Origin of the sequence: Neptuniibacter sp. QD34_54 (genome assembly GCF_047778055.1) — a bacterium.
Lineage (GTDB): Bacteria > Pseudomonadota > Gammaproteobacteria > Pseudomonadales > Balneatricaceae > Neptuniibacter.
The window spans coordinates 2,585,573-2,608,714 of sequence record NZ_CP180546.1; the positions used below are offsets into that span (position 1 = coordinate 2,585,573).

At 43.6% G+C, this 23,142-nt stretch carries 20 protein-coding genes and 7 tRNA genes; 9 read left to right on the plus strand and 18 right to left on the minus strand.

Features of this window, described 5'->3' with window-relative positions:
* Positions 1-4 precede the first annotated feature (4 nt).
* Complete coding sequence (locus ACMXYP_RS11675) at positions 5-1,693, minus strand: methyl-accepting chemotaxis protein (protein ID WP_415881813.1); 1,689 nt, start codon at positions 1,691-1,693, stop codon at positions 5-7.
* A 137-nt stretch (positions 1,694-1,830) separates the two neighbouring features.
* Positions 1,831-2,202, minus strand: coding sequence for a VOC family protein (locus ACMXYP_RS11680; RefSeq protein WP_415881814.1), 372 nt, complete (start codon positions 2,200-2,202; stop codon positions 1,831-1,833).
* A gap of 241 nt (positions 2,203-2,443) precedes the next feature.
* Here ACMXYP_RS11680 and ACMXYP_RS11685 point away from each other — a divergent pair, with 241 nt between their 5' ends.
* Positions 2,444-3,025, plus strand: a complete 582-nt coding sequence (locus ACMXYP_RS11685; RefSeq protein WP_415881815.1) for a peptidylprolyl isomerase — start codon at positions 2,444-2,446, stop codon at positions 3,023-3,025.
* Here ACMXYP_RS11685 and ACMXYP_RS11690 read toward each other — a convergent pair.
* The 6 genes from ACMXYP_RS11690 to ACMXYP_RS11715 all read right to left on the minus strand — a co-directional run bounded on the left by ACMXYP_RS11690 (position 3,011) and on the right by ACMXYP_RS11715 (position 8,915).
* Positions 3,011-5,224, minus strand: a complete 2,214-nt coding sequence (locus ACMXYP_RS11690) for a heavy metal translocating P-type ATPase (RefSeq protein WP_415881816.1) — start codon at positions 5,222-5,224, stop codon at positions 3,011-3,013. The genes ACMXYP_RS11685 and ACMXYP_RS11690 overlap by 15 nt on opposite strands.
* 122 nt (positions 5,225-5,346) lie before the next feature.
* Positions 5,347-5,808, minus strand: coding sequence for a YiiD C-terminal domain-containing protein (locus tag ACMXYP_RS11695; protein WP_415881817.1), 462 nt, complete (start codon positions 5,806-5,808; stop codon positions 5,347-5,349).
* 10 nt (positions 5,809-5,818) lie between these two features.
* Positions 5,819-6,379: a nitroreductase family protein gene (locus ACMXYP_RS11700; RefSeq protein ID WP_415881818.1), complete on the minus strand. Its 561-nt coding sequence runs from the start codon at positions 6,377-6,379 to the stop codon at positions 5,819-5,821.
* Positions 6,380-6,387: 8 nt separating this feature from the next.
* A complete protein-coding gene (gene queF, locus ACMXYP_RS11705; RefSeq protein WP_415881819.1) occupies positions 6,388-7,212 on the minus strand; it encodes an NADPH-dependent 7-cyano-7-deazaguanine reductase QueF in 825 nt (274 codons plus the stop codon).
* On the minus strand, positions 7,213-7,986 hold the full coding sequence (locus tag ACMXYP_RS11710) for an ABC transporter permease (protein WP_415881820.1): 774 nt from the start codon (positions 7,984-7,986) through the stop codon (positions 7,213-7,215). It abuts the gene before it with no gap.
* An 8-nt stretch (positions 7,987-7,994) separates the two neighbouring features.
* On the minus strand, positions 7,995-8,915 hold the full coding sequence (locus ACMXYP_RS11715) for an ABC transporter ATP-binding protein (protein ID WP_415881821.1): 921 nt from the start codon (positions 8,913-8,915) through the stop codon (positions 7,995-7,997).
* A gap of 178 nt (positions 8,916-9,093) precedes the next feature.
* Between ACMXYP_RS11715 and ACMXYP_RS11720 the strand changes: the two genes are divergently transcribed.
* Positions 9,094-9,489, plus strand: coding sequence for a PA2817 family protein (locus ACMXYP_RS11720; RefSeq protein ID WP_415881822.1), 396 nt, complete (start codon positions 9,094-9,096; stop codon positions 9,487-9,489).
* Positions 9,490-9,514: 25 nt separating this feature from the next.
* On the opposite strand, the gene ACMXYP_RS11725 is transcribed toward ACMXYP_RS11720, so the two are convergent.
* From ACMXYP_RS11725 to ACMXYP_RS11770, 10 genes are all read right to left on the minus strand, one after another.
* Positions 9,515-12,358: an EAL domain-containing protein gene (locus ACMXYP_RS11725; RefSeq protein ID WP_415881823.1), complete on the minus strand. Its 2,844-nt coding sequence runs from the start codon at positions 12,356-12,358 to the stop codon at positions 9,515-9,517.
* A 5-nt stretch (positions 12,359-12,363) separates the two neighbouring features.
* Entirely contained in the window at positions 12,364-13,554 is a 1,191-nt protein-coding gene (locus tag ACMXYP_RS11730) for a hypothetical protein (RefSeq protein WP_415881824.1), read from the minus strand.
* On the minus strand, positions 13,529-13,939 hold the full coding sequence (locus ACMXYP_RS11735; protein WP_415881825.1) for a hypothetical protein: 411 nt from the start codon (positions 13,937-13,939) through the stop codon (positions 13,529-13,531). The genes ACMXYP_RS11730 and ACMXYP_RS11735 overlap by 26 nt, the downstream gene beginning before the upstream one ends.
* 149 nt (positions 13,940-14,088) lie before the next feature.
* Positions 14,089-14,164, minus strand: a tRNA-Glu gene (locus ACMXYP_RS11740).
* Between the two features lie 26 nt (positions 14,165-14,190).
* Positions 14,191-14,265, minus strand: a tRNA-Gly gene (locus tag ACMXYP_RS11745).
* 33 nt (positions 14,266-14,298) lie between these two features.
* Positions 14,299-14,374: transfer RNA gene (locus ACMXYP_RS11750), tRNA-Glu, on the minus strand.
* Positions 14,375-14,400: 26 nt separating this feature from the next.
* A tRNA-Gly gene (locus ACMXYP_RS11755) sits at positions 14,401-14,475 on the minus strand.
* A 33-nt stretch (positions 14,476-14,508) separates the two neighbouring features.
* A tRNA-Glu gene (locus ACMXYP_RS11760) sits at positions 14,509-14,584 on the minus strand.
* A 375-nt stretch (positions 14,585-14,959) separates the two neighbouring features.
* Positions 14,960-15,034 (minus strand) — tRNA-Gly (locus tag ACMXYP_RS11765).
* A gap of 33 nt (positions 15,035-15,067) precedes the next feature.
* Positions 15,068-15,143, minus strand: a tRNA-Glu gene (locus ACMXYP_RS11770).
* 210 nt (positions 15,144-15,353) lie between these two features.
* Here ACMXYP_RS11770 and ACMXYP_RS11775 point away from each other — a divergent pair.
* From ACMXYP_RS11775 to ACMXYP_RS11805, 7 genes are all read left to right on the plus strand, one after another.
* Entirely contained in the window at positions 15,354-16,094 is a 741-nt protein-coding gene (locus ACMXYP_RS11775) for a hypothetical protein (RefSeq protein ID WP_415881826.1), read from the plus strand.
* 220 nt (positions 16,095-16,314) lie between these two features.
* Positions 16,315-17,478: a sugar diacid recognition domain-containing protein gene (locus tag ACMXYP_RS11780; RefSeq protein WP_415881827.1), complete on the plus strand. Its 1,164-nt coding sequence runs from the start codon at positions 16,315-16,317 to the stop codon at positions 17,476-17,478.
* 164 nt (positions 17,479-17,642) lie between these two features.
* Positions 17,643-18,785, plus strand: coding sequence for a glycerate kinase (locus ACMXYP_RS11785; RefSeq protein WP_415881828.1), 1,143 nt, complete (start codon positions 17,643-17,645; stop codon positions 18,783-18,785).
* Positions 18,786-19,036: 251 nt separating this feature from the next.
* Positions 19,037-20,482 (plus strand): pyruvate kinase, encoded by a 1,446-nt coding sequence (gene pyk / locus ACMXYP_RS11790; RefSeq protein ID WP_415881829.1) that lies wholly within the window; start codon positions 19,037-19,039, stop codon positions 20,480-20,482.
* Between the two features lie 23 nt (positions 20,483-20,505).
* Positions 20,506-20,649: a hypothetical protein gene (locus tag ACMXYP_RS11795; RefSeq protein ID WP_415881830.1), complete on the plus strand. Its 144-nt coding sequence runs from the start codon at positions 20,506-20,508 to the stop codon at positions 20,647-20,649.
* Positions 20,636-21,922 carry a phosphopyruvate hydratase gene (gene eno / locus ACMXYP_RS11800; protein ID WP_415881831.1) on the plus strand — a complete coding sequence of 429 codons (1,287 nt, stop codon included), beginning with the start codon at positions 20,636-20,638 and terminating at the stop codon, positions 21,920-21,922. The genes ACMXYP_RS11795 and eno overlap by 14 nt, the downstream gene beginning before the upstream one ends.
* A gap of 75 nt (positions 21,923-21,997) precedes the next feature.
* Positions 21,998-23,068, plus strand: a complete 1,071-nt coding sequence (locus ACMXYP_RS11805) for a TRAP transporter substrate-binding protein (RefSeq protein WP_415881832.1) — start codon at positions 21,998-22,000, stop codon at positions 23,066-23,068.
* The last annotated feature ends 74 nt before the right edge of the window (positions 23,069-23,142 follow it).

Here is a 23,142-nt window from a genome sequence, read left to right on the forward strand (position 1 = left end):
TCTTTTACGTTTTAAACTGGTTTACCAAAGTTGTTAAGCGCTGTTCGAGCTGCGACATTTCCGCAGTGGTCGCAGATAGCCTATCGGCATTACCACTCGCTTTTTCAGAGATATCAGCAATATGCTGAATACTTCTGCTTAGCTCATCTGCCACAGCTGTTTGCTGCTCCGCTGCGGTTGCGATTTGAGTACTCATGCCACTGATATCACTAACAGAGGTCGTTATAGTATTTAACTGATCCCCAGTATGACTCGCTTTTTCAACTGTACGATCTGTTTGTTCACGACTACGCTCCATCTCCTGAACAGCTTGGCGCGCACCTGATTGAAGTTTTTCAATCATGGATTGAATTTCATCTGTACTCTGTTGCGTTCTATTGGCAAGCGTTCTTACTTCATCAGCCACAACAGAGAAACCACGACCTTGCTCACCCGCCCTTGCAGCTTCAATCGCTGCATTCAAAGCAAGTAGATTGGTTTGGTCCGCAATCTCTTTAATGACATTAATAACCGTACCAATATGCTCTGAATCACGGTCTAACTGACCAATAACATCCGCAGCATTATTCACACCACTCTGTAGTGACTGAATTGAATTGATGGTTTCATTTACAACGATCTGACCACCCTGGGCAGAATCATCAGCCGTTTGCGCAGAGTGCGAGGCATTGGTTGCGTTTGTAGATACCTCTTGCACAGCTGCAGCCATCTGGTGAATTGCAGCAGCAACCTGCTCGGTTTCCTGACGCTGATCATTTACCTCTTGCCTAGTGTCATCAACGACACCTGTCATACGAGAAGTTGCACTTGAAAGCTCTTCGATTGAAGATTTAACCTCAATAATGAGCGACTGAATTTTAGCTGCGAAAGAGTTAAACCCATGAGCGAGCTCGCCTACTTCACCTTTAGCACTGGTATCTAAGCGCTTACTAAGATCACCTTCACCCTCGCCAATATCTTTTAATGCGGCTGCAGCTGCAGCTAACGGATTAGCAATGCTGTTCGCCAACATTATTGAAACCAAACCAAAGACTATAACAAAGCCGCCACCAATCATTAAAATAAACATCATGGTATTGGTAATTTCTGCTTCCAGCTTTTCTGTAGCAGCTGCAACTTGATCATCAATATCATCAATATAAAAACCAGTACCTACCATCCATTCCCAATTTTCCAGGCCAATAGCGTAACTCAGCTTATCCACATCCGCATTTTTGGAAGGCTTCGTCCAAACGTAGGTTAAGTAGTCTCCCCCTTTTTTCGCTGCTTTGATTAGCTCTTCAATAATTAGAACACCATTTTTATCTTTCAAACCCATCAAGTTTTTACCGCGCAATTGCGGTTTAGGGCGTGTAGCCAAATTAGTACCGTCGTACTTGTACACGAAAATATAACCGTCACCTTTATCCCCATAGGAAAGCTCGGTCATAATTTTCAACGCCTGCTCTTGTGCGTATAGGTCGTCTTTACCTGTTCCTTCATAAATGTGCTTAACCGATGATGTTGCCAAATCGACATAGCTCTTCAATGACTCTTTTTTACTCGCCATTAACTCGGTACGCAATTCCTCGATTTCATGCTCACCTAGAGCTCTTAACTGAAAATTAACAACGACCATGACGACACCCAATACCGCAATCAACGGTATCAGTGTTAATAAAAGCATTTTATGTTTTAGCGCCATATTGCCCATGAGTTAACTCACTCCAACTCTTATTTGCGGCTTAAGGCATATAGGTATGCACCTTAGAATGTCCATATTTCAAACCGCATTTATTGTTATTGTTACGCAAAGTCTGTGCTTTCTAATTTAATTTTTATTAACACTGACTATGCGGCTTTTAGTTCGATACAGTTCCCATCTGGATCTTCGATGTAAACTGAACTACCAAAGCCTGTTGCGCCGTTCCTGTTTTCAACCCGTCCATAAGGCACTCCTTCCCTCCCCAAAAAAGGAAATAACACCTCGGGTTCAAATGGTTTAATCCTCAAACAAAAATGATCAAGATTTGCGTGTTCACTACGCTCTGTAACCGGCTTGATATCAATCAGAGAGTCACCTGCTCTAAGTTGATACATCGGAGGGCTTTCCACCTTACGAATCAGTTCACAGCCAAGAACACGGACATAAAAGTCCAAACACGCTTCCTCATTGAGAGTGTTTAGAACAATGTGATCTAGCTTTTCTATCGTAAACGTCATAAGCGCCCCCTACCGAGCGCAATCTTCAAATCTTAGAAATGGCTCAACAGTACTTAGGAGTTACATACTCTACTACTATAGAACGATTCTCAAAGATAGCAAAACTCTTTTGATATCAGTTAATTGCTTAATAGATGACCAATAGGTAATTCACCCGAAATGAGTGGGAAATAACTGAGGTGACGACGGGTTTGATAATTAGGTAATATGCCAACAAATAAATCTAATTGTTGATAAGACTATGTTTAAAAAAATTCTCGCAATTTTCACACTTACGTTTTCTCTTATAAACGTCGCTTTTGCTGAACAAGCCAACCCGCAGATTGTTATGAAAACCAATTTGGGTGACATCAAATTAGAGCTTTATCCAGAAAAAGCCCCGATCACGGTTAAAAACTTCCTAGATTATGTAGATAGCGGCTTCTATGAAGGCACGATTTTTCACCGTACTATTCCAAGTTTTATGATTCAAGGTGGTGGTTTCACCCAAGGCCTTGAAAGAAAAGAGGTTCGAGACCCAATTAAAAATGAATCAACTAACGGCTTGAGCAATCAACAGGGAACGATCTCGATGGCCCGCACCAACTTCCCTGACAGTGCTACATCACAGTTTTTTATCAATGCGGTTAACAACTACAACCTTGATGCACGCGGTAGACGCCCAGGTTATGCGGTATTTGGTAAAGTAACTGAGGGTCTGGATCTAGTGGTTCGTATTAGCCGAAGCCCTACTGCGCCTAAAGGTGGCCACCGTAATGTCCCACAACAAACAGTGATTATCGAAAAGATTGAACGCTTAGCTGCCGAATTAAAGGCGAACTAAGCGAAGACGGTTAGCATTACTCACAACTGTCACTGAAGACATGGCCATAGCAGCACCTGCTATGGCCGGATTCAGAAGAATACCAGCCACTGGAAACAAAACCCCCGCTGCAACTGGGATTGCTAGCCCGTTGTATATAAAGGCTCCGAACAAGTTCTGGCGAATATTTCGAACCGTTTGTTTAGACAGATTTATCGCCTTCTCGACACCTTTTAAAGAGCCCGAAATCAAAGTCACGTCAGAGCTCGCTATCGCAATATCAGAGCCAGAACCGATCGCATAACCAAGATCAGCTTGTGCTAGTGCCGGCGCATCATTAACACCGTCACCGACCATCGCCACCACTTCACCTTGCTCCTGCAAACGTTGAATAACGGCCTGCTTTTCCTCAGGCCTTACATCCGCAAAAACTTGATTGATCCCTACAGACTTTGCCACAGCATTTGCTGTTTTACTGTTATCCCCTGAGAGTAAAACAACGTTTAAACCTGAAGCTTTAAGTGCACTAATCGCTTGTTCAGAGTCCTCTTTAATTGGATCTGCAACACCAAACAACGCAACCAGACTATTATTCTGAGCAACAAAGACAAGGGATTTAGATTCGTTACTCCACTTAGAAACCACTTCTGTCACTTGGTTACAATCAACTTGGTTTTCGTCCATCCATGCTTGATTGCCGATATACCATCTGCCAGAGTCAGTTTCGGCAATGACCCCTTGCCCAGATACATTCTGAAAATTCGTAACCTCTACTGACAATTCCCCAGCCGCAAACTGCTTAACCAATGCAGTCCCCAATGGATGCTCCGAATGAGCCTCAATAGCTGCCACAGTTGCTCTAACTAAGGCCTGATCACCACGTAGAAACAACTGATCTGTAACCTCCGGCTCACCTCGAGTCACCGTACCAGTTTTATCTAACACGACGACTGAGATTTTTTCGGCTAATTGCAGAGCATCCGCATTACGAATCAAAATACCGTTTTGCGCGGCTTTACCGACAGCTACCATAACTGACATAGGTGTCGCCAATCCTAAAGCGCACGGACAAGCAATTATCAGCACAGTCATCATAGTAATTATGGCGTAGGTCAACTGAGGCTCTGGGCCGAACAGCCACCAAATGACAGCAGTGACAACGGCTAAACCCATTACGACTGGAACAAAAACAGCTGCAATTTTATCGGCCAGTTTTCCGAGTTCCGGCTTGCAGTTTTGAGCTTCACGCACTGCCTCAATGATCTGTGCTAGTACCGTTTGGGAACCAATCTGCTCAACTTTAATAAGCAAGCTTCCTGATCCATTCAATGTCCCGCCCACTACAGAATCACCAATCTCCTTATTCACCGGCATTGATTCCCCGGTTAACATAGATTCATCCAAGTAACTGCTGCCAGACAAAACCCGACCATCGATTGGTACCCGTTCTCCAGGCCGAACGCGGATCTCGTCACCTACTGCAAGCAACTCAACGGGCACCTCTTTTTCCTCACCATCACGCACACGCAATGCTGTAGCAGGTCGAAGGTTCATAAGGCTGCGAACAGCATCACCGGTTTTCTTTCGTGCTCGTGCCTCCAATGCCTGCCCAAGTAGAATAAAACCAAGAATCATCACAGAAGCTTCGTAATAAAGATGGCGTGCTTCCATAGGCAGTTCGATACCTACTACAGAAACGAGCAATAGACCTGTAGAATAGATCCACGCAGCCCCTGTCCCTAAAGCGATTAAGCTATCCATATTAAATCGCCCTAGAAAGGCAGATTTATAAGCACCTTGGTAGATATGCCCTGCACAGAAAAACATCAAAAGCAGCGCTGCGCCCCCCGTTACAGCCCCTACCCATAACCCTGAAGCTGTCGTTATATCTGGCATCATACCCAACCAGCCTTGGAGCATTAACAGAGCGCCAAAAGCCAAACCAATGACACTGCGCCTTAACGTTATCTGATACTGCCTATTTTCTCGCGCTTCGATTTGCTCGAAGTCAGTTTCATCAGTGATCTCTTCTGCACCATACCCTGCACTTTCTACTGCAGCGATAACTTGCTCAACACTGGATTCAGAGGAAACACTTAAGCTGCGATCAGCAAAATTAACTGCAAAGTCCTCAACCACGTCTGCTTGTTGTAAGCCTTTTTCCAATGACCTAACACAGCCTGCACATTTAACACCTTGTAAAGACAACCGATAAATCATGATGAAACCTGTCGTGTGGTTGATAGATTGAGAAGTTACGTGATGAAATCACCTTAAGCATAAACCCTAAAGCTAACTATAGGGTCAAGAGTATATTAGAGAGGATATGAGGGGGAAGGCGGCTACGACTGCTTTTCCATAGCAACATAACTGCCACTAAGACGCATTGCGACTTTGTCTTTCTGTTTAATTTCGATCACCAAATCCATCCGGGCACGGCCCTTAGCCTGCATTTTTTGATCAAAAACAGCTAATGCGTCAACATTAGGTAATTGGCATTCTGCGGTAAAATCAGAGGTTACCGGCAGGAAATACTCCAGCTTACTCTCCCGGATAACCACATCATCGCTTCTGCCCTGAGCGCGAAGATACAACGTCACAGCACTCCAACCACAGAGTGTAGATAGAGTTGCTAGAGATCCGCCAAAGCCTGTGCCTTTATCGTTTACATTAGGAGCAAGCGCAGCAGACATTCGCAAGCACTTGCCATCCCAATCTAAAGGCTTTACTCCCATATGATTAACCAATGGGATTTGTGATTTAAGCCAAGTAAGAAACTCAGTGGTACTGTTTGCTTCGCTCAAAGGGTGCTACCTATACGCCAGTCCATTCAACGACATACTCCTGCTGATCATGCACAGGAGCCTTACGTAATTTCTTTGGTGTTCCTAGATAGATATAACCAATAATTGTTTCCTGCTCGGTTAAACCTAAGCCTTCACGAACAACTGAGTTATAAGCCATATCACCTGTTCGCCACATAGCTCCTAGGCCCTGAGCATAAGCGGCCAAAATCATATTCTGAGCGGCACAGCCTGCTGAAACCTCCTGCTCTAACACAGGAATTTTAGGACTATCTTTGACTGCGGCAATCACAACTAACATGCATGGCGCTCGAAGAGGCATCGCACGAATTTTATCTTGTTTTGCATCAGGCAGTTCTACATCGTTGGCTAAAGCACCGCGCAGAAATAGCTCACCAAGCTGTACCCTCGCTTCGCCTTGCACAGACAAAAAGCGCCATGGACGCAGTGCGCCATGATCGGGCGCACGTAAAGCTGCCTGGTAAATGTTCTTTAACTGTTCTTCGGTAGGACCTGGCTCATTTAAAACCGGGCAAGAAACACGATTATGTAATAATTCTAAAGCTTCCATTTTACCCTCTACTGGCGGCTCAAACGCAGATTATCAATATCTTCAGAATCACTACTTCTGAATGGATTAATATCTAAACCACCACGACGAACATAACGCGCATAAACATTTAGACTCTGTGGCTTACAACGTTCCCAAATGTGCATAAATATATTTTCTACACATTGCTCATGGAAATCTCCATGCTCACGATAGGAGATGATGTATTTTAACAATCCCTCTCTATCGATCTCTTTACCACAATAACTGATACCCAACGTTGCCCAATCAGGCTGACCAGTCACAGGACAGTTTGATTTCAGAAGGTGACTATAGAGCACCTCTTCTACATCATCTTCACCCGTTGTTAATAACTCAGGCGCTGGTGTGTATTGGGTAATCTCAACATCCTGATTATCGATACAGAAACCAGTGAATTGCCCAAATTCTGGTGCTTGATCTGGATGGTAAATGCGAACTTCTACACGACCACCAGCTGCTGCTGACAAGTCCTCGATTAAGCGCTCTTTTACTTCGCTTTCAGAGGAAAATTTACTGAGGTTGAATGAGTTTAAATACAGCTTAAACGACTTAGACTCGATAATATTTTCAGAATCAGCGAAGACCTTAAACTCAGCTAAACGCACCTCTGGTTTACCACGCTGGTTCAACCAAGACATCTCATAGGCATTCCAAATATCAACGCCTACAAATGGCAGCTCTTTACGCTCTACGCCTTGTTCTTTCCAATTTACATCCCGTGCAATTGGATATAACAAACTTGGATCATAGCTGTTAACGTACTCGGTACCTTGCCCTAATGGTGAGCTGGCAATTACATCATGTTCTTTCATTTAACTACGGATACCTTTACCGTTTTGTAGCAGATATAGGGCATATGAAAATAGACCGGCGATAAACAGAATAATCATGCCGAAAGCAAACCCTACATTTATATCACTTACACCTAGAATACCGTATCTAAAGGTATTCACCATATAGAGAATCGGATTTAACTGAGAAACCCCCTGCCAAAACTCCGGCAGTAACTGTATCGAATAAAACACCCCACCCAAATAGGTCAAAGGCGTTAACACGAAGGTCGGAATGATGCTGATATCATCAAACGAGTTCGCAAAGACAGCATTAATAAATCCGCCTAAAGCAAACAGAACTGAGGTTAGGAAGATAATCGCAATCGTCACCATAAGATTCTGAACCTGAAGATCAGTAAAGAATAGAGACAAGATTGTTACAATTAAACCCACGCCTAATCCACGCGCTACACCACCAAGAACAAAGCCGCTTAAAATCACCCAGTTCGGAACTGGCGAAACTAATAGCTCTTCAATGTTTTTTTGGAACTTAGTGCTGTAAAACGATGACACTACGTTGCTATAGGAGTTAGTGATCACTGACATCATAATCAAGCCTGGCACTATATATTCCATATAGTCAAAGCCACCCATCTCACCGATCCGGCTACCAATCAGATTACCGAAGATGATGAAATACAGTGTCATAGTGATGGCAGGAGGTAGAAGCGTCTGAGCCCAGATCCGCATAAAACGCTTTATTTCGCGTCGAACAATGGTCCAGAAAGCTACCAATAAATCTTGGGTATTCATGCCTAATCCTAATCCAAACTTTTATCTACTAACGCAACAAACAACTCTTCCAATCGATTGGATTTGTTACGCATACTACTCACATTCACACCCTGCTTTTGTAGCTCAACAAAGAGCGTATTCAAGCTCTGATGTTTTTCTACATCCACTTCTAACAGATGGTCACCTTGCAATCTGATCGGATAACCTGAGACCACTGGTGCAGCTTCTAAGTTTGAATCGAGATCAAGTAGGAAAGTTTCAGTATTCAGTTGCTGCAACAGAGCTCGCATGCTGGTGTTTTTAACAATATTACCCTGATCAATAATCGCAATATTGCGACAAAGACTTTCCGCTTCTTCTAAGTAGTGTGTCGTCAGAATGATTGTGGTTCCCGCCGCATTAATCTCTTGTAAGAACTCCCACATGGAACGTCTTAACTCGATATCTACGCCAGCTGTTGGCTCATCCAGAATCAAAAGTTTTGGATCATGCATCAATGCTCGTGCAATCATTAAACGACGCTTCATGCCACCCGATAGCATGCGAGCAGCACCGTTACGCTTATCCCATAAACCTAATTGTTTTAGGTAATAATCTGCTCGCTCTCCAGCTGCTTTACGGTTAATACCGTAATATCCCGCCTGAGTAATTAAAATATCCCGCACGTTTTCAAACATGTTGAAATTAAATTCTTGCGGCACAACACCCAGATATTTTTTGGCTTGGGTTAAGTCCTTATCCAAATCCACCCCGAAGATCGATACGCTGCCCGAGGTTTTATTCACCAAGGAGGAGACAATACCCAAGGTAGTCGATTTACCAGCACCATTAGGGCCTAGTAAGGCGAAAAAATCCCCTTGTTGAACATCAAAGGAGATATCCTTTAATGCTTCAAAGCCATTCCCATAGACTTTACGCAGGTTTTTTATAGAGAGCGCTAACGTCATTAATCTTTCCAAAAATATAAGCAGGTAATTATCCAAATCGACTTAGAACCTAAGTGAATTGAATCTCTCATCGCAAGATTTCAGCAAACTGTGCAAATACAGGATTAAGTCAGGTGTAAGGCTGGCTGCAATGAGCCTGAGCTTATAAAATAACCCTGTCCATTATCTGGAGAGCAAAATGACATCTTACCAAATTCATCACCTGAATTTCTTAAAAATTGCTTACAATAACTTTATTAATCGAGATCCTTTCAAATCAGAAACACCGACTCAAGATGATTTGGATTTTATTGAGGAATTTCAGCAACTGATTGAGAATTTCGAATCACAAGAAGCTGGCGTTTATGATCAAGGCGCTGATTTCATTGATAAAGCTTTCCGTCGCTATCCAGAGTTAGCACACCTTATTGCCCGCGACCTTCTTTGGTTTTTTGGGGGTAATAATCTTCACAATATGACGGATGATGAAATTCAAAAATTCCAACAGCTAGATGAAATGCGCTTTGAAGCCGAAGAAAATAATGAAGAGTTTGATTACATCAATAAACGCGCAGGCTTATTTGGCCAGAACTAATTAGTTTATAGCGTCCACATAGTCTCTATTCGAAAGAGATTTCAACTGCCTGGTTCATAACAAAATCAGGCAGTTCATCAGCTGGTAAAGGACGACTAAAATAATAACCTTGTATCAAGTGACAGCCATGTTGCCGTAAGTAAGATAGCTGATCACTAGTCTCAACACCTTCAGCCAAAGCCTCAAGACCTAAACTCTGCGCCAATACGATAATCGCCTTAACAATGGCTTCCCCTTCTGGGTTTGTGCCAATATCACGCACAAAACTCTGGTCTATCTTCAAGGTATTCAGCGGCAACTTTTTCAAGTAACTAAGCGAAGAAAAACCTGTACCAAAATCATCCATCGACAGTGAAAGCCCCATATCGCGGAACTTATGTAGCTTAGGAATAGTGATTTCCGGTTGTCTAAGTAAGAAATTTTCAGTCACTTCTAAATCAAGGAGATCTGGAGAAATATTAGTTTCTCGTATAACCCGTCTTACGGTGGAAAGTAAGCTTTCATGCATAATCTGCTGCCCAGCAATATTCACCCCGATACGGATATCCATGCCTTGATCATGCCAAGCCTTACCATTACGGCACGCTTCCTCTAGAACCCATTCACCTATAGGCACAATAAGCCCCTGCTCTTCAGCAAGAGGAATAAATTTAGCCGGAGAAATCATTCCCGCTTCTTCGTGCTGCCAACGCAATAGGGCTTCAACCCCCATTACACTGCCATCCCTCGCATCAATTTGCGGCTGATAGAAAATTCTAAATTCTTCTTTTTCTAATGCTCGACGAAGATCATTCACCAACGAGAAGCGCTCGTAGCGCTGACTTCCTTGCTCGTCATGATAAAAGCGTAACTGATTTTTCCCGCTTTCTTTGGCATCAAACATTGCCACGTCAGCATGCTGAATAAGGCTAATTACATCACGTCCATGCTCAGGGAAAAGGGAAATGCCGATACTGACCGTACTGAATATTTCATAACCATCAATAAAGAAAGACTGCCTAAACGCTCTAAGAATATGCTGGGCCACCAGCTCCACTTCACGAACTGAACTTTTTCCTTCAAGCAGAATAGTAAATTCATCTCCACCTAGACGCGCCAAAACACCATCGTTGGCGATAACCGTTTGGATACGTTCAGCCGTTTGCTGTAAAAGCTCATCCCCCACAGGGTGCCCAAGCGAATCATTTACATCTTTGAAAGAATCTAAATCACAGAAAAGGACAGCAACAATAGTGTTATCAGGCTCACACCTGCGAATAGCACTTTCTACTTTTTCATTAAAAAACAAACGATTTGGAAGCGCTGTCAATGGATCATGATTTGCCATCCAAATAAGCCGTTTTTCTGCATGCTGACGTTCGGTAAAATCCAAACCTATAGAAAGAATCTGCGCATCAGCACCCGGGATATTCAAAATGGAGTGTAACCAAGAAATTTGCAGCATCTGTCCTGTACTAGAACGGATGGATGACTCAATTTGTACCTTTGACTCTTTACGAGTAAGCAAATTCTCCAACTGCACTTTGAGCTCTTCTTGACGCTTTGGGTCATGATTAAGGTCAAGATAATGCATCAGCTTAGCATCAGCAGAAGATAGCCCTAAAACCTCCTGCCCAAATCGATTCAAAGTAACTATGTTCCCATTGCTATCTAGCGTTAGGATGATTGTTTCAGCTGTATCAAGCAGACTAGTAACAAAGTCCCTTTCTGCTTCTAATTGCACTGATCGCTCGGTTAGATTTTGTGCCCGCTCCAGCAAAGAAGTTTCCAGCCTCTCTAATTGATTGGCTAAATCCAACGTACTATCTTTCAATAAATCCAATTCATCTTCGTAGATAGCCTTACGCTGAATAGCGCCAAGGCGCTGACGCATTTCGGTAAAGGCACTTCCGGCCAATAAAGGGAGTAGCACAGATATCTCAGTGATCATATTTAGTGGCGAACGAATCATTGCCAACTGAAACAGAGCTGCCAAGAATAGGCCTATACCAGATACCATCAACTGCTGGAAAAGTTCAGCTTGAGCTTCGCGATAGCTTTGAGTGTGATCATCAATCAAAATCCAATAGGCAGCACCAGGCTCAGCCCCTAATGGCGGCTGAAGTATGATCTGATACTTTTTTTCGCCACTCTCAACTTCAAATACACCTCCTTTCGGGGGAATACTCTTTTCACTGACCAACTTATTAAGCAGCGTAACGTTATCGGACTTCTCTGTCAGATATTTTAAATCCAGTTTCCATAAACGAGCGGCTTTCACTTGGTTTTTTGGCTGAACAGCCAAGCCGATATCTCTGCCACTTTGCTTCTTAAAATCAAGAATAACATCACGCATTTCGCGCCCAACTACCATGACTCCAACATTGTCCTTTTCAAGACGGACTGGCATAGCGACATAACGTAAACATTCTTTGACGCAATAGAAGTAGTTATAAGGCGTTTCTTTAGATAAAACTTGGGATATGACAGAAAAAGGAAGCTTAACAATGATTCCTTGCTTGTGAAGCGCTTGACCATATTGGTCATATAGATAAACAGCATCCATTGCACCATTCATCAACAAACCGGGAAAATAACGCTCAATTGACTCAATATAAGCACCGGCAGAAGCCCCTTTTGAGTCGACAACAATAGGGATCATCTGCCCCATTTCGAGCAAACGATCAAAGGAAGAAGAAACTAAGCCCTCTAATACAAAAAGATCTCGCTCTGAAGATTCAAACTGTTCTTGAGTGGTTTTTTGAGTCAACTGTACATAAGAGTAGTAACTATACGCCAAGTGCAAAACAGCCAGCACAAGGATAAGGTTAAGAAAAACCTTCCAGCGCAGACTTAAAAAAGACCTTTCAGTTGAACTCTCAATCGACATATAGCTTAAAACCTATAGGTCGCTTGTAAGGAAAGCATATCCCAATCTTCAACCTCATCCTGGTCATTCGGATTTTCTTGAGCAGCTAACCAGCCTGTACCTTCAACTTTATGCCACTCTGCACGTAATAACCAATTTTGATTAGGCTTCCAACCAACCCCTAGCGTCCAATCAAAGGAAAATTGAGTATGAGCAGGCATACCTAGTAACGCTGCGGTATCCGTCCCATCACGGTCATCTTTGTCTAAATAAAGCATGTCACGACGTAAAAATAGTGTCAGATCAGATGTTAAACGGTGATCCAGCTGAAGATAAAAAGATTCTGTTGTATTTTCAGGAATTAATGCATAAACACCAGCTAAACTTCCCCAGTTAATTTCCTGTTGGAAATATTCACCTGTCAGGCTCCATTTCTGCCAGTTGTATTGCATAGACAGTACTGTAACATCAATATCTACACGCCCATCACCTGGGGCCCCCAGAGAAGGCGTATCAGGGCCATCAAAATCTAATTTAAAACCACCAATAGTAGCTGCAACCACAAAGCTATAATCACTTAAACTATATTCTGTGCGCCATAAATGCCCGGTGCTGTCGCTAAAAGCGCCATCCCAATTATTATTTAAATATGCGTATTCCACGTTTAGATCTTTACGTGGTTCCCCCATAACAAGTTCAGATTCCAAGGCACCATGATCAAACAGATAACGGCCGTACAATCTAAAACCGTCAGAAGACAATTCTAAGTTTCTGGCTTTATCAAAATATAAAGATTGTGGTAGAACTGCGGATGGACGAGTAAACGCCACATCTCGTGTCTTATTATAGAAACCAAAGGGATTCTTAATACGACCTACACTTATACCAAAAGACCCACGCTCACCTTCATAAACCCGATAATCAAGCAAGCCATAATCGACAGTGAGATCACCATCATCAACCTCACCTGCTCTACGTGACATTAACTGCCCAGTCAGCAGTAAACGATCACTTAAACGCCAAGAAGCATTTCCGGCAATTTCCCGAAAATCCCAACTGCCCGATTCACTATCACCGTAGAAGCTATTATCACTAGTATGGGTATATCCCTGAGTAATAAACCCATTAAATTCTATATCAGATGCCCCTTGTACTGACATAGAAACGGAGGCCACTATGAGCAACAGCAACCTATTTAATCGTAATGACTTTAACATTCAGCCCTCCTTGGATCGATGTCATCACATAGCCTATAGCCCCTTTAGTTTGGGACACTCGTTGAAGCATTTCAGCTTCAGAATTAACCGTAATCGGTGATTGTCCCGCACCAGAAAAAACAGATCGATCCCAGATATTAGATAGCTGATAAGGGAATATACCCAAAGACTGCTTAACAAAAAGCTGATGTTCAGCTTGGTAAGGCGGAAGAATGAATACATGAACTGGCATGCCATCTGGCCAAGTTCGTGTACGCATGGAGAAGATTGAAAGCAAATATTGCTTCGACAGACTTTCCAGAGAGACCTCTGAATTGACTATCACCTCAGACAAAGCTGTCTTAGGTAGCAACAACAGCAGTAATAAAACCAGAGTTCTGATCATACAATGAAGCCAACCACATCCTATGTGAAACAGCCTGGTATTATACCCAAACGGCATAAATACCTTATCTGGCCGAATATTCGCTTAGTTTAGACTAAACACACACTCACTGCCCAGTAACTGAGGAAAAAATAAGCATAAAGGAGGAATGGCGTCCCATAGGGGGTTCGAACCCCTGTTACCGCCGTGAAAGGGCGGTGTCCTAGACCACTAGACGAATGGGACGCAACAAATTGTAAACTCCGAAGAGTTGGAGCGGGAAACGAGGTTCGAACTCGCGACCCCAACCTTGGCAAGGTTGTGCTCTACCACTGAGCTATTCCCGCAATCTCTTAAGATCAATATTCTTAAGAAGAGAATGGCGTCCCATAGGGGGTTCGAACCCCTGTTACCGCCGTGAAAGGGCGGTGTCCTAGACCACTAGACGAATGGGACGCAACAAATTGTAAACTCCGAAGAGTTGGAGCGGGAAACGAGGTTCGAACTCGCGACCCCAACCTTGGCAAGGTTGTGCTCTACCACTGAGCTATTCCCGCATATTCTTTTTAACCAAGAAGTTAGAAAGAAAATGGCGTCCCATAGGGGGTTCGAACCCCTGTTACCGCCGTGAAAGGGCGGTGTCCTAGACCACTAGACGAATGGGACGCTGCTGTTCCTCAAAGGGTGTTCCCTTGTGAGGAGGCGCGTATATTAAAGAACTGATTCTGGTGGGTCAACCCTATTTTTAAGAAAAAATTGCAGTTTTTTTGTTATTGAAAAAATATTTAAAACAACGCTCAAAAATTAAACAAAAATCCACCTAACCTATTGGTTAGAAAGGCGTTATTAAGAACACCACCGAATTAGAAAAAACAAATGTAAGCATAATTGCTCAATCAACATTCAATTCATTGAAGTAAATGAATAATGCGACCGAACGGAAAGTCTAAACAAACAAATAGAAAACTTAAGGGAGAAAACAAACAATCGAGAGAGGATAAATTTCAGGCATAAAAAAACCAGCAATAAGCTGGCTGCATTTGGAGCGGGAAACGAGGTTCGAACTCGCGACCCCAACCTTGGCAAGGTTGTGCTCTACCACTGAGCTATTCCCGCATATTCTTTTTAACCAAGAAGTTAGAAAGAAAATGGCGTCCCATAGGGGGTTCGAACCCCTGTTACCGCCGTGAAAGGGCGGTGTCCTAGACCACTAGACGAATGGGACGCTGTAGTTCCAGATAAGCTCTGAAAGCGGGGCATATATTATATATACCCCTTTGCAATTACAAGCACTTTTTTGATTTTTTTATCTATAAAATCAGGTGCTTTTTCGATAGTGTAAACTTACTTATATAGATAGAGCGTTATACAATCCTCTAACTTATTTAAGACTTTTGAAAAATCGCTTTTTCACTGACAGTCAGGACCTACTTTTATGAGCCCGACCTATATTGGACTTTTAATTCTACTTGGTGTCGCCGTTATGGCAGGAATTGGATTTGCCGTCCAAGATATCGAGAATAAGAAAAGAGAGCGTAGCCTGAGACTCATAACACTCAAAACAGCCATTCGTCGTGCCTCGCATCTATTTGAAGCCTTCCCCCCAATCCTTATTACAAGTGAGATCCACTCTTTACTAGTTAAATACATAGAAGTTCGCTGGAATGCTGTGATCGAACTGGATGGATCAGAGTCCAACCGACAACAGCAAGCAGCTTTTCAATCGATGGTAAGCGCGGCTCAAGAACCTGTCAGCCACCCTTCCGGTTCAATGACGCTGTTTTCCAATCCAAATGAAGCAGCCAGAGCGCTTGGAGTTATTAAAGAGTTTGCTCAGTTTGTAAGCGAGATTAAAAACAAGGGTGAATTGAACGGCAATACCGCCGATCACCTAACCATGGAAGCGAAACGCATCTATAGTAGAATCGAAGTTGATATTGATCTTATGAGCGCAATAGAAACTGAACAGCAACAAGGCCCTGAAGTAGTTGTACATCATTACCGCAGCTGCTTCAGCAAACTCAATAACTTAAACCGCAATCAAGAACTGGATCGCCAGCTCTACGAAATTCGTACACATTTAACTCAGCTGGCCGAACAGATCGATCAAGCAAACGAAGAAAAGCGTATCGCTAAAGAGCAAGAAAAAGACACAGGGAAAAAATTTAATTTCTAGATTCTATTGAATATGGCCTACCTAGAGTAGGCCTCTGTTTTATACATTTCACTCTTCAATATAGAGCCACTCACTCTTACGAACACTTATTTCCCCTCCCCTGTAAACACTTTATTAAACTTATTTATTAAATAGAAACTAATAGCAACATCATATGCCCATTCTTGGCGTATTCTCCCACTCTGTATTAAGCTGCCCAAAAAAGCTGTTACAGAAAACTATGTATATTGATCACCAAATTGCCCAAAAAATCGTAGATCGCTCGATGAAAATCATCGGTCACAATGTCAATGTGATGAATCACCAAGCAATCATCGTTGGCTCTGGTGATCCAGATCGGATTGATCAACTCCACGAAGGCGCCCTGCAAGTTTTAAATGCTAAAGCGGAGATCGATTTTGATTCCGACCAAGCTGAGTCTTTAACCGGTGTACAAGGCGGTATCAATATACCTATCACCAATGATGGACAGATTATTGGAGTTGTAGGAATTACTGGTAATCCCAACGAAGTGCGTAAATACGCAGACCTTGTTGTAATGACAGCTGAACTTGTTTTAGAACAAGCAATGCTCGCTGCGCAGGTACGCTGGGACCGACGCCTTCAGGAAAGTGTTATCGTGCGCTTGATTGAGGGAGGTTGGCAGAACGATACATTGTTCAACGATCGTGTTGAACGAATGAAAATAGATCTAAACATCCCTCGTGTTGCAATGATCGTTGATCTTAGATCTGCTGAAACACAAAAAGATATCTCCCTCTCAACCATGCAAGGGATTTTACGTCTACTAGAAAAACGTGATCCAGACACATTACTCGCTATATCAAGCCCAACTCAAATTGTTATTTTGCAAAAAATACTCTTACGCAATGAACATTGGGATTATCAAAAAAGCCAAGAACACCAAGAGAAATATCGTCTGCAACTCGCCAAGCAAACTGATATTAACTTCCACATCAGTCTGGGACAGTATTTTGAAGGTATAGAAGGTCTAGCTGAATCCTATCAAAGCGCACTCAAAACCCTTGAAGTCGGCAAGCTGAGCCATCTTAAACAACAACTATTTTCAGCCAGAGAGATGCTGTTGGATTTGGTTCTGAAAGACTCATTAGAAAGCTGGAGCGGCCCTCAATTATTAGCGGACTATGAAAAGCTGGTTAAAAAAGACAGTAATGGCAGTTTGCAAAAAACTCTGCAAGTCTATTTCGCTAATAACACAGACTTTTCACTCACAGCTGAAAGTCTGCATGTTCATCGCAACACTCTGCGCTACAGGCTTGAGAAAATTAATGATATCTTAGATATCGATCTTAAAAACCTTCAAGATCTCTTTCGTTTATACATCGCTACCCGATTAAGCGAATGGGATAACAAGCCGGAATAACTAATATCACCCTAAATTGTGCAATCTGACAAAAACAAAACTACTAAGCCTTTTTAATTTGTTTTTTTGTACGAAGCCGTCATCCCCACAACTTCGGATAATAATCCTTAAATCATTACTGGTTGTAGCACTTTGCTGTCACCCTGCATTGCTTAAGGATTGTTATGAAAATAGTTATTGCTCCAGACTCTTTTAAAGAGAGTCTTTCCGCACAGCAGGTAGCTGAAGCCATTAAACAGGGCTTTAGTCACATTCTTCCGCAGGCCGAATATATTCAACTTCCGGTAGCAGATGGTGGCGAAGGGACAACTGCCGCCTTGATTTCTTCCACACGCGGCTCTTTCCATCACACTCAAGTACAAGATCCACTTGGACAAACAGTTACTGCCACTTGGGGAGTTCTAGGCGATGGTGAAACAGCTGTCATTGAAACAGCTGCAGCTTCAGGCCTAGACCTGATTCCAATGAATCAGCGCAATCCGATGATTACCTCCAGCTACGGCACTGGCGAATTAATTCGCGCAGCTTTAGATAAAGGGGTTACTCGGATCATTTTTGGTTTAGGTGGTAGCGCGACCAATGACGGTGGCGCTGGAATCCTACGGGCCCTTGGTGCAAAGCTTCTAGATGCTGCGGGCCATCCTTTAGCCCCCGGTGGTGGCTCCTTACATAAACTAGCGGATCTGGATATCAGCCAACTCGATCCACGCTTAAAACATGTTCAATTTGAAGTAGCCTGCGATGTTGATAACCCTCTACTTGGACCAGAAGGAGCCTCAAGCACCTTTGGCCCACAGAAAGGTGCCAGTAAAGAACAGGTATCCCGTCTAGATCAAAACCTAAAACATTTTGCACAATTTCTAACGCGCGTTAGCGGCACTGATGTAACCCAAGTCCCTGGAACTGGGGCTGCAGGAGGCATAGGCGCAGCATTATGTGCTCTGTTTAATACTCAACTTAAAAGCGGAATTGAAATCGTCTTAAACGCTGTACAAATAGACCAACACTTGAAAGCTGCTGATTTGGTAATTACAGGTGAAGGCAGCATTGATAGCCAAAGTTTACGCGGCAAAACGCCTATTGGTGTTGCAAAGCGAGCTAAGCATTTTAACTGCCCTGTCATAGCGCTAGCTGGCTCCATTACTCCAGAACAAGCCCCTCTGAAAGCCTGTGGCATTGATGCCATATTTAGTGTTGTACCTGGCATCGTCTCTTTACCAGAAGCACTACAACAAGCAGAAATCAATCTACAAAATTGTGCCAAAAATATCGCAACGATCTGGGCATTTAACCACAGTAACATTTAAAGAATCACATCCTCAGGACCGCTCTGTGGCCCTGACCTCTTACAGCGCTTTGCTGTACTCTTGCCGGTCTGATACTCAGACCGGCTTTTTTTTTACTCAAAATACGGCCATCTTTACTCACAACTCACTTTTGTACAAATGCACAAAAAACAGATCTGAATTAGCTATTAATTTTGTACACCTGCCGAGGCAGGTCCTTTCTCATCATCCGATAATGTGTTCATACCTAAAAGGCTACAGGAACACAGATCATGAGAAGAACAAAAATCGTTGCTACTCTTGGCCCAGCCTCTGATTCCCCTGCGGTAATCAGTCAGCTGATTCAATCAGGTGTCGATGTTGTCCGCCTGAATTTCTCCCACGGAACTGTGACTGACCATAAAATTCGTGCACAACGTGTACGTGAAGCAGCCAAATCGGCTAACCGCTACGTTGCAATATTAGGCGACCTTCAAGGTCCAAAAATCCGCATATCCCGCTTTGTTGATGGCAAAGTCCTACTCAAAGCAGGTCAGGCTTTTACCCTTAATGCAGAGTTGGATACAGACGCTGGCAACCAAGATCAAGTCGGGCTTGATTACAAAGGCTTAGTTGAAGACTGCCAAGCAGGAGACCTTTTGCTGCTGGATGATGGTCGCCTGACAATGCGCGTTGAAAAGATCTCCGCTCCAGAAATCCACTGCACCGTTGTCCTAGGTGGTTACCTATCTAATAACAAAGGCATAAACCGACAAGGCGGCGGATTATCAGCAGCCGCGCTAACAGATAAGGATAAAGCAGATATTTTAGCTGCCGCAGAGATCGGTGTGGATTACCTAGCCGTTTCGTTCCCTCGCGATGCCGCCGATATGCAGGAAGCACGCGCCCTGCTCACTCCGACAGGTAGTAGTGCCGGTTTAATAGCAAAGATTGAACGCGCTGAAACTGTCAGCAATCCAGAAGTACTCGATCAAATTATCGAAGCCTCTGATGGCGTTATGGTCGCGCGCGGAGACTTAGGGGTCGAAATTGGGGATGCCGAACTAATCGGTGTGCAAAAGCAGATAATCCAACGGGCACGACAATTAAACCGTGTAGTGATAACGGCAACCCAGATGATGGAATCGATGATCACGAACCCGATGCCAACCCGTGCCGAAGTTTTTGATGTCGCCAACGCAGTTCTGGATGGCACCGATGCAGTCATGCTATCAGCTGAAACGGCTGCTGGTGATTATCCGATCGAAACTGTTGAAGCCATGGTGCGTGTAATAGAGGGCGCGGAAACTCAACCTCAAACAAGAACCTCTGGTCACCGAATGCATCAATCATTCTCAAATATTGATGAAACCATCGGCCTGGCCGCAATGTATGCCGCCAACCACCTATCTGGGGTTAAAGCGATTATTGCGATGACCGAGACCGGTGCCACTCCGTTACTAATGTCTCGCATCCGTTCAGGCTTACCGATTTTTGCCTTAAGCCCTAATCAAGAAGCCTTGCATCGAGCAGCCATATTTCGTGGTGTCGTACCTCTATTTTTCGATGCCTCTTCCATATCTCACGAACAGATTAATCAGTCTGCTGTAAACAGCTTAATCGACGCAAAAATCGTCACCGAAGGTGATTTGGTCATGATCAGCAAAGGGGATTACCTCAATGTTCACGGTGGTACCAACACGCTAAAAATTGTTCGTGTTGGCAGTGATATCAAATAAGAAACATAACAGGAGGAGATGCCATGGAACCAACTAATACCTACGAACCCGCTGCTTGGCCGAGAGATTTTGACTTTCGAATAGAAGTGTCCGAGCAGCAAGAATTGCTAGAGATACCGCATCCCCCTGCGAATGAAACCGAAGGTAAAAGTCATGAGCAAGATTAAACAGATCATCGGTCGCGAAGTCCTAGATTCACGCGGTAATCCAACGGTTGAAGCGGATGTCATTCTGGACTCGGGCGTTTCTGCATCTGCTTGTGCTCCCTCAGGCGCATCCACCGGTTCCCGAGAAGCTTTAGAGCTACGGGATGGCGATAAAAAACGCTATCAAGGAAAAGGCGTTTTAAAAGCGGTTGCCAATGTAAACAGATCCATCAACCAAGCCCTACAAGGCATGGATTGTTTAGACCAGCAACAGTTAGACCAATGCTTGATCAATCTGGACGGTACTGAAAACAAAGCGAACCTGGGTGCCAATGCCACCTTAGCGGTATCTTTAGCTGTTGCTAAAGCGGCTGCTATCGAAAAGCAAATGCCTCTGTATGCCCACATTGCAGAAATGAATGGCACTCCCGGTGAATACCTAATGCCAGTACCAATGATGAATATTCTTAACGGCGGTGAGCATGCCGACAATAATGTGGATATTCAGGAATTTATGGTACAGCCACTGAATTTCAGCAGTTTTTCTGAAGCGTTGCGCTGTGGCACAGAAGTTTTCCATAGTTTGAAAACAGTACTACAACAACAAGGCTTAAATACTGCGGTAGGTGATGAAGGCGGCTTCGCTCCAAATTTAGGCAGCAATGAGCAGGCGTTAATCATTATTCAGCAGGCTGTTGAACAGGCTGGGTATCAACTAGGTACTGATATTAGCCTAGCATTAGATTGCGCTGCATCAGAATTTTACCAAGATAACCTCTATCAGCTAAGTGGTGAAAACAAGCAGTTTAGTGCCAGTGAATTCAGCAGCTATCTAGCTGAACTGACTGCTAAATACCCAATTCGTTCGATAGAAGATGGCATGGACGAATCCGACTGGCAGGGCTGGTCAGAACTTACGCAAAAGCTAGGCGATAAAGTCCAATTGGTCGGCGATGATCTGTTTGTGACCAACAGCAAAATTCTACAACAGGGAATAGAACAGAAGGTTGCTAACTCAATACTGATCAAATTCAACCAGATCGGCACACTATCTGAAACATTGGATGCTATTCGCTTGGCCAAAGCCGCTGGTTATAGCGTCATAATTTCTCACCGTTCAGGTGAAACCGAAGACACCACTATTGCAGATTTAGCCGTTGGTACTGCTGCGGGCCAGATAAAAACCGGGTCTTTATGTCGTTCTGATCGTGTCGCGAAATACAACCGCCTTCTTCGAATTGAAGCCGAATTGACCGGCGAAGCTCCTTATCCCGGAGCAACAATTTTTAACTAAGCATTACCTCAAGAACCCCATGCGAATAAGTCGATATCCGCATTACTACTATAAAAATAGAAACTGGAGTTACTTATGAAAACCATGAGAAAAACCATTCTGAGTACAGCGATTGTTGCAGCTACTGTATCAATGTCTTCCACAGTATTAGCAGAAGGCAGAGTACTGTTGAAAACACCGATTGCTTTTGCGACCAACCTGCCAGCATTAGGCTCTCCTATTGTTGAAGTAGCAGAACGCCTAAATAAGATTAGTGGTGGCAATATCAAAATGAAGGTGTATGAGCCAGGTAAACTTGTTGCTCCACCAGAAATCCTTGATGCCGTATCTACAGGTAAGATTAATTCAGGCTATGCAACGGCTGGATATTGGCAAGGTAAGATCCCAGCATCCGCATTGTTTTCAGCAGTACCGTTCGGTCCCGAAGCGGGTGAATACCTAGCTTGGTTGTACTATGGCAATGGCCGTAAGTTATGGCAAGAAATGTACGACTCTCATGGCTATAACGTACACAACGTTCCTTGCGCGATTAATCCACCAGAAACCTCAGGCTGGTTCTCTAAACCGATCGAAAAGCCAGAAGACCTTAAAGGCATCAATATGCGCTTCTTTGGTCTAGGCGCTAAAGTCATGGAAAAAATGGGCGTAGGTACAGTCCAGCTACCTGGTGGTGAAATTTTTGGTGCCTTGGAAAAAGGTGCAATCGATGCCACGGAGTTTTCACTACCACAAATCGACCAACGCCTAGGTTTCCATAAGATCGTTAAATATAACTACTTCCCTGGCTGGCACCAGCAAGCAACCCTGCATGAGCTGCTAATCAATAAAGATACTTGGAACAAGATGTCAGCTACACAGCAGGAAATCATTGAAACCACATGTAAAGCATCGATCACGGAATCTTTAGCCGAAGGTGAAGCTAGCCAGTTTGAAATACTAGCTAAGTCCGCTGAAAAAGGCGTTGAACTTCGTTATTGGAACGATACTATGCTAACAGCCTTCAAATCCTCTTGGGACGAAGTGGTTGCAGAACAAAGTGAAAATGCTTTCTTCAAGAAAGTCTGGGATGACATGAGTCAGTTCCGCGGTGGTTACGATTTATGGGAATCCTTGGCTTACCTTCCACGTACTAAGCCTCAAGACTAAGTATCAAACAGCCTGATTCACATCGAGTCAGGTCTATTTCATACCCGTTCAGAACGGTTATCCAACCGTTCTGA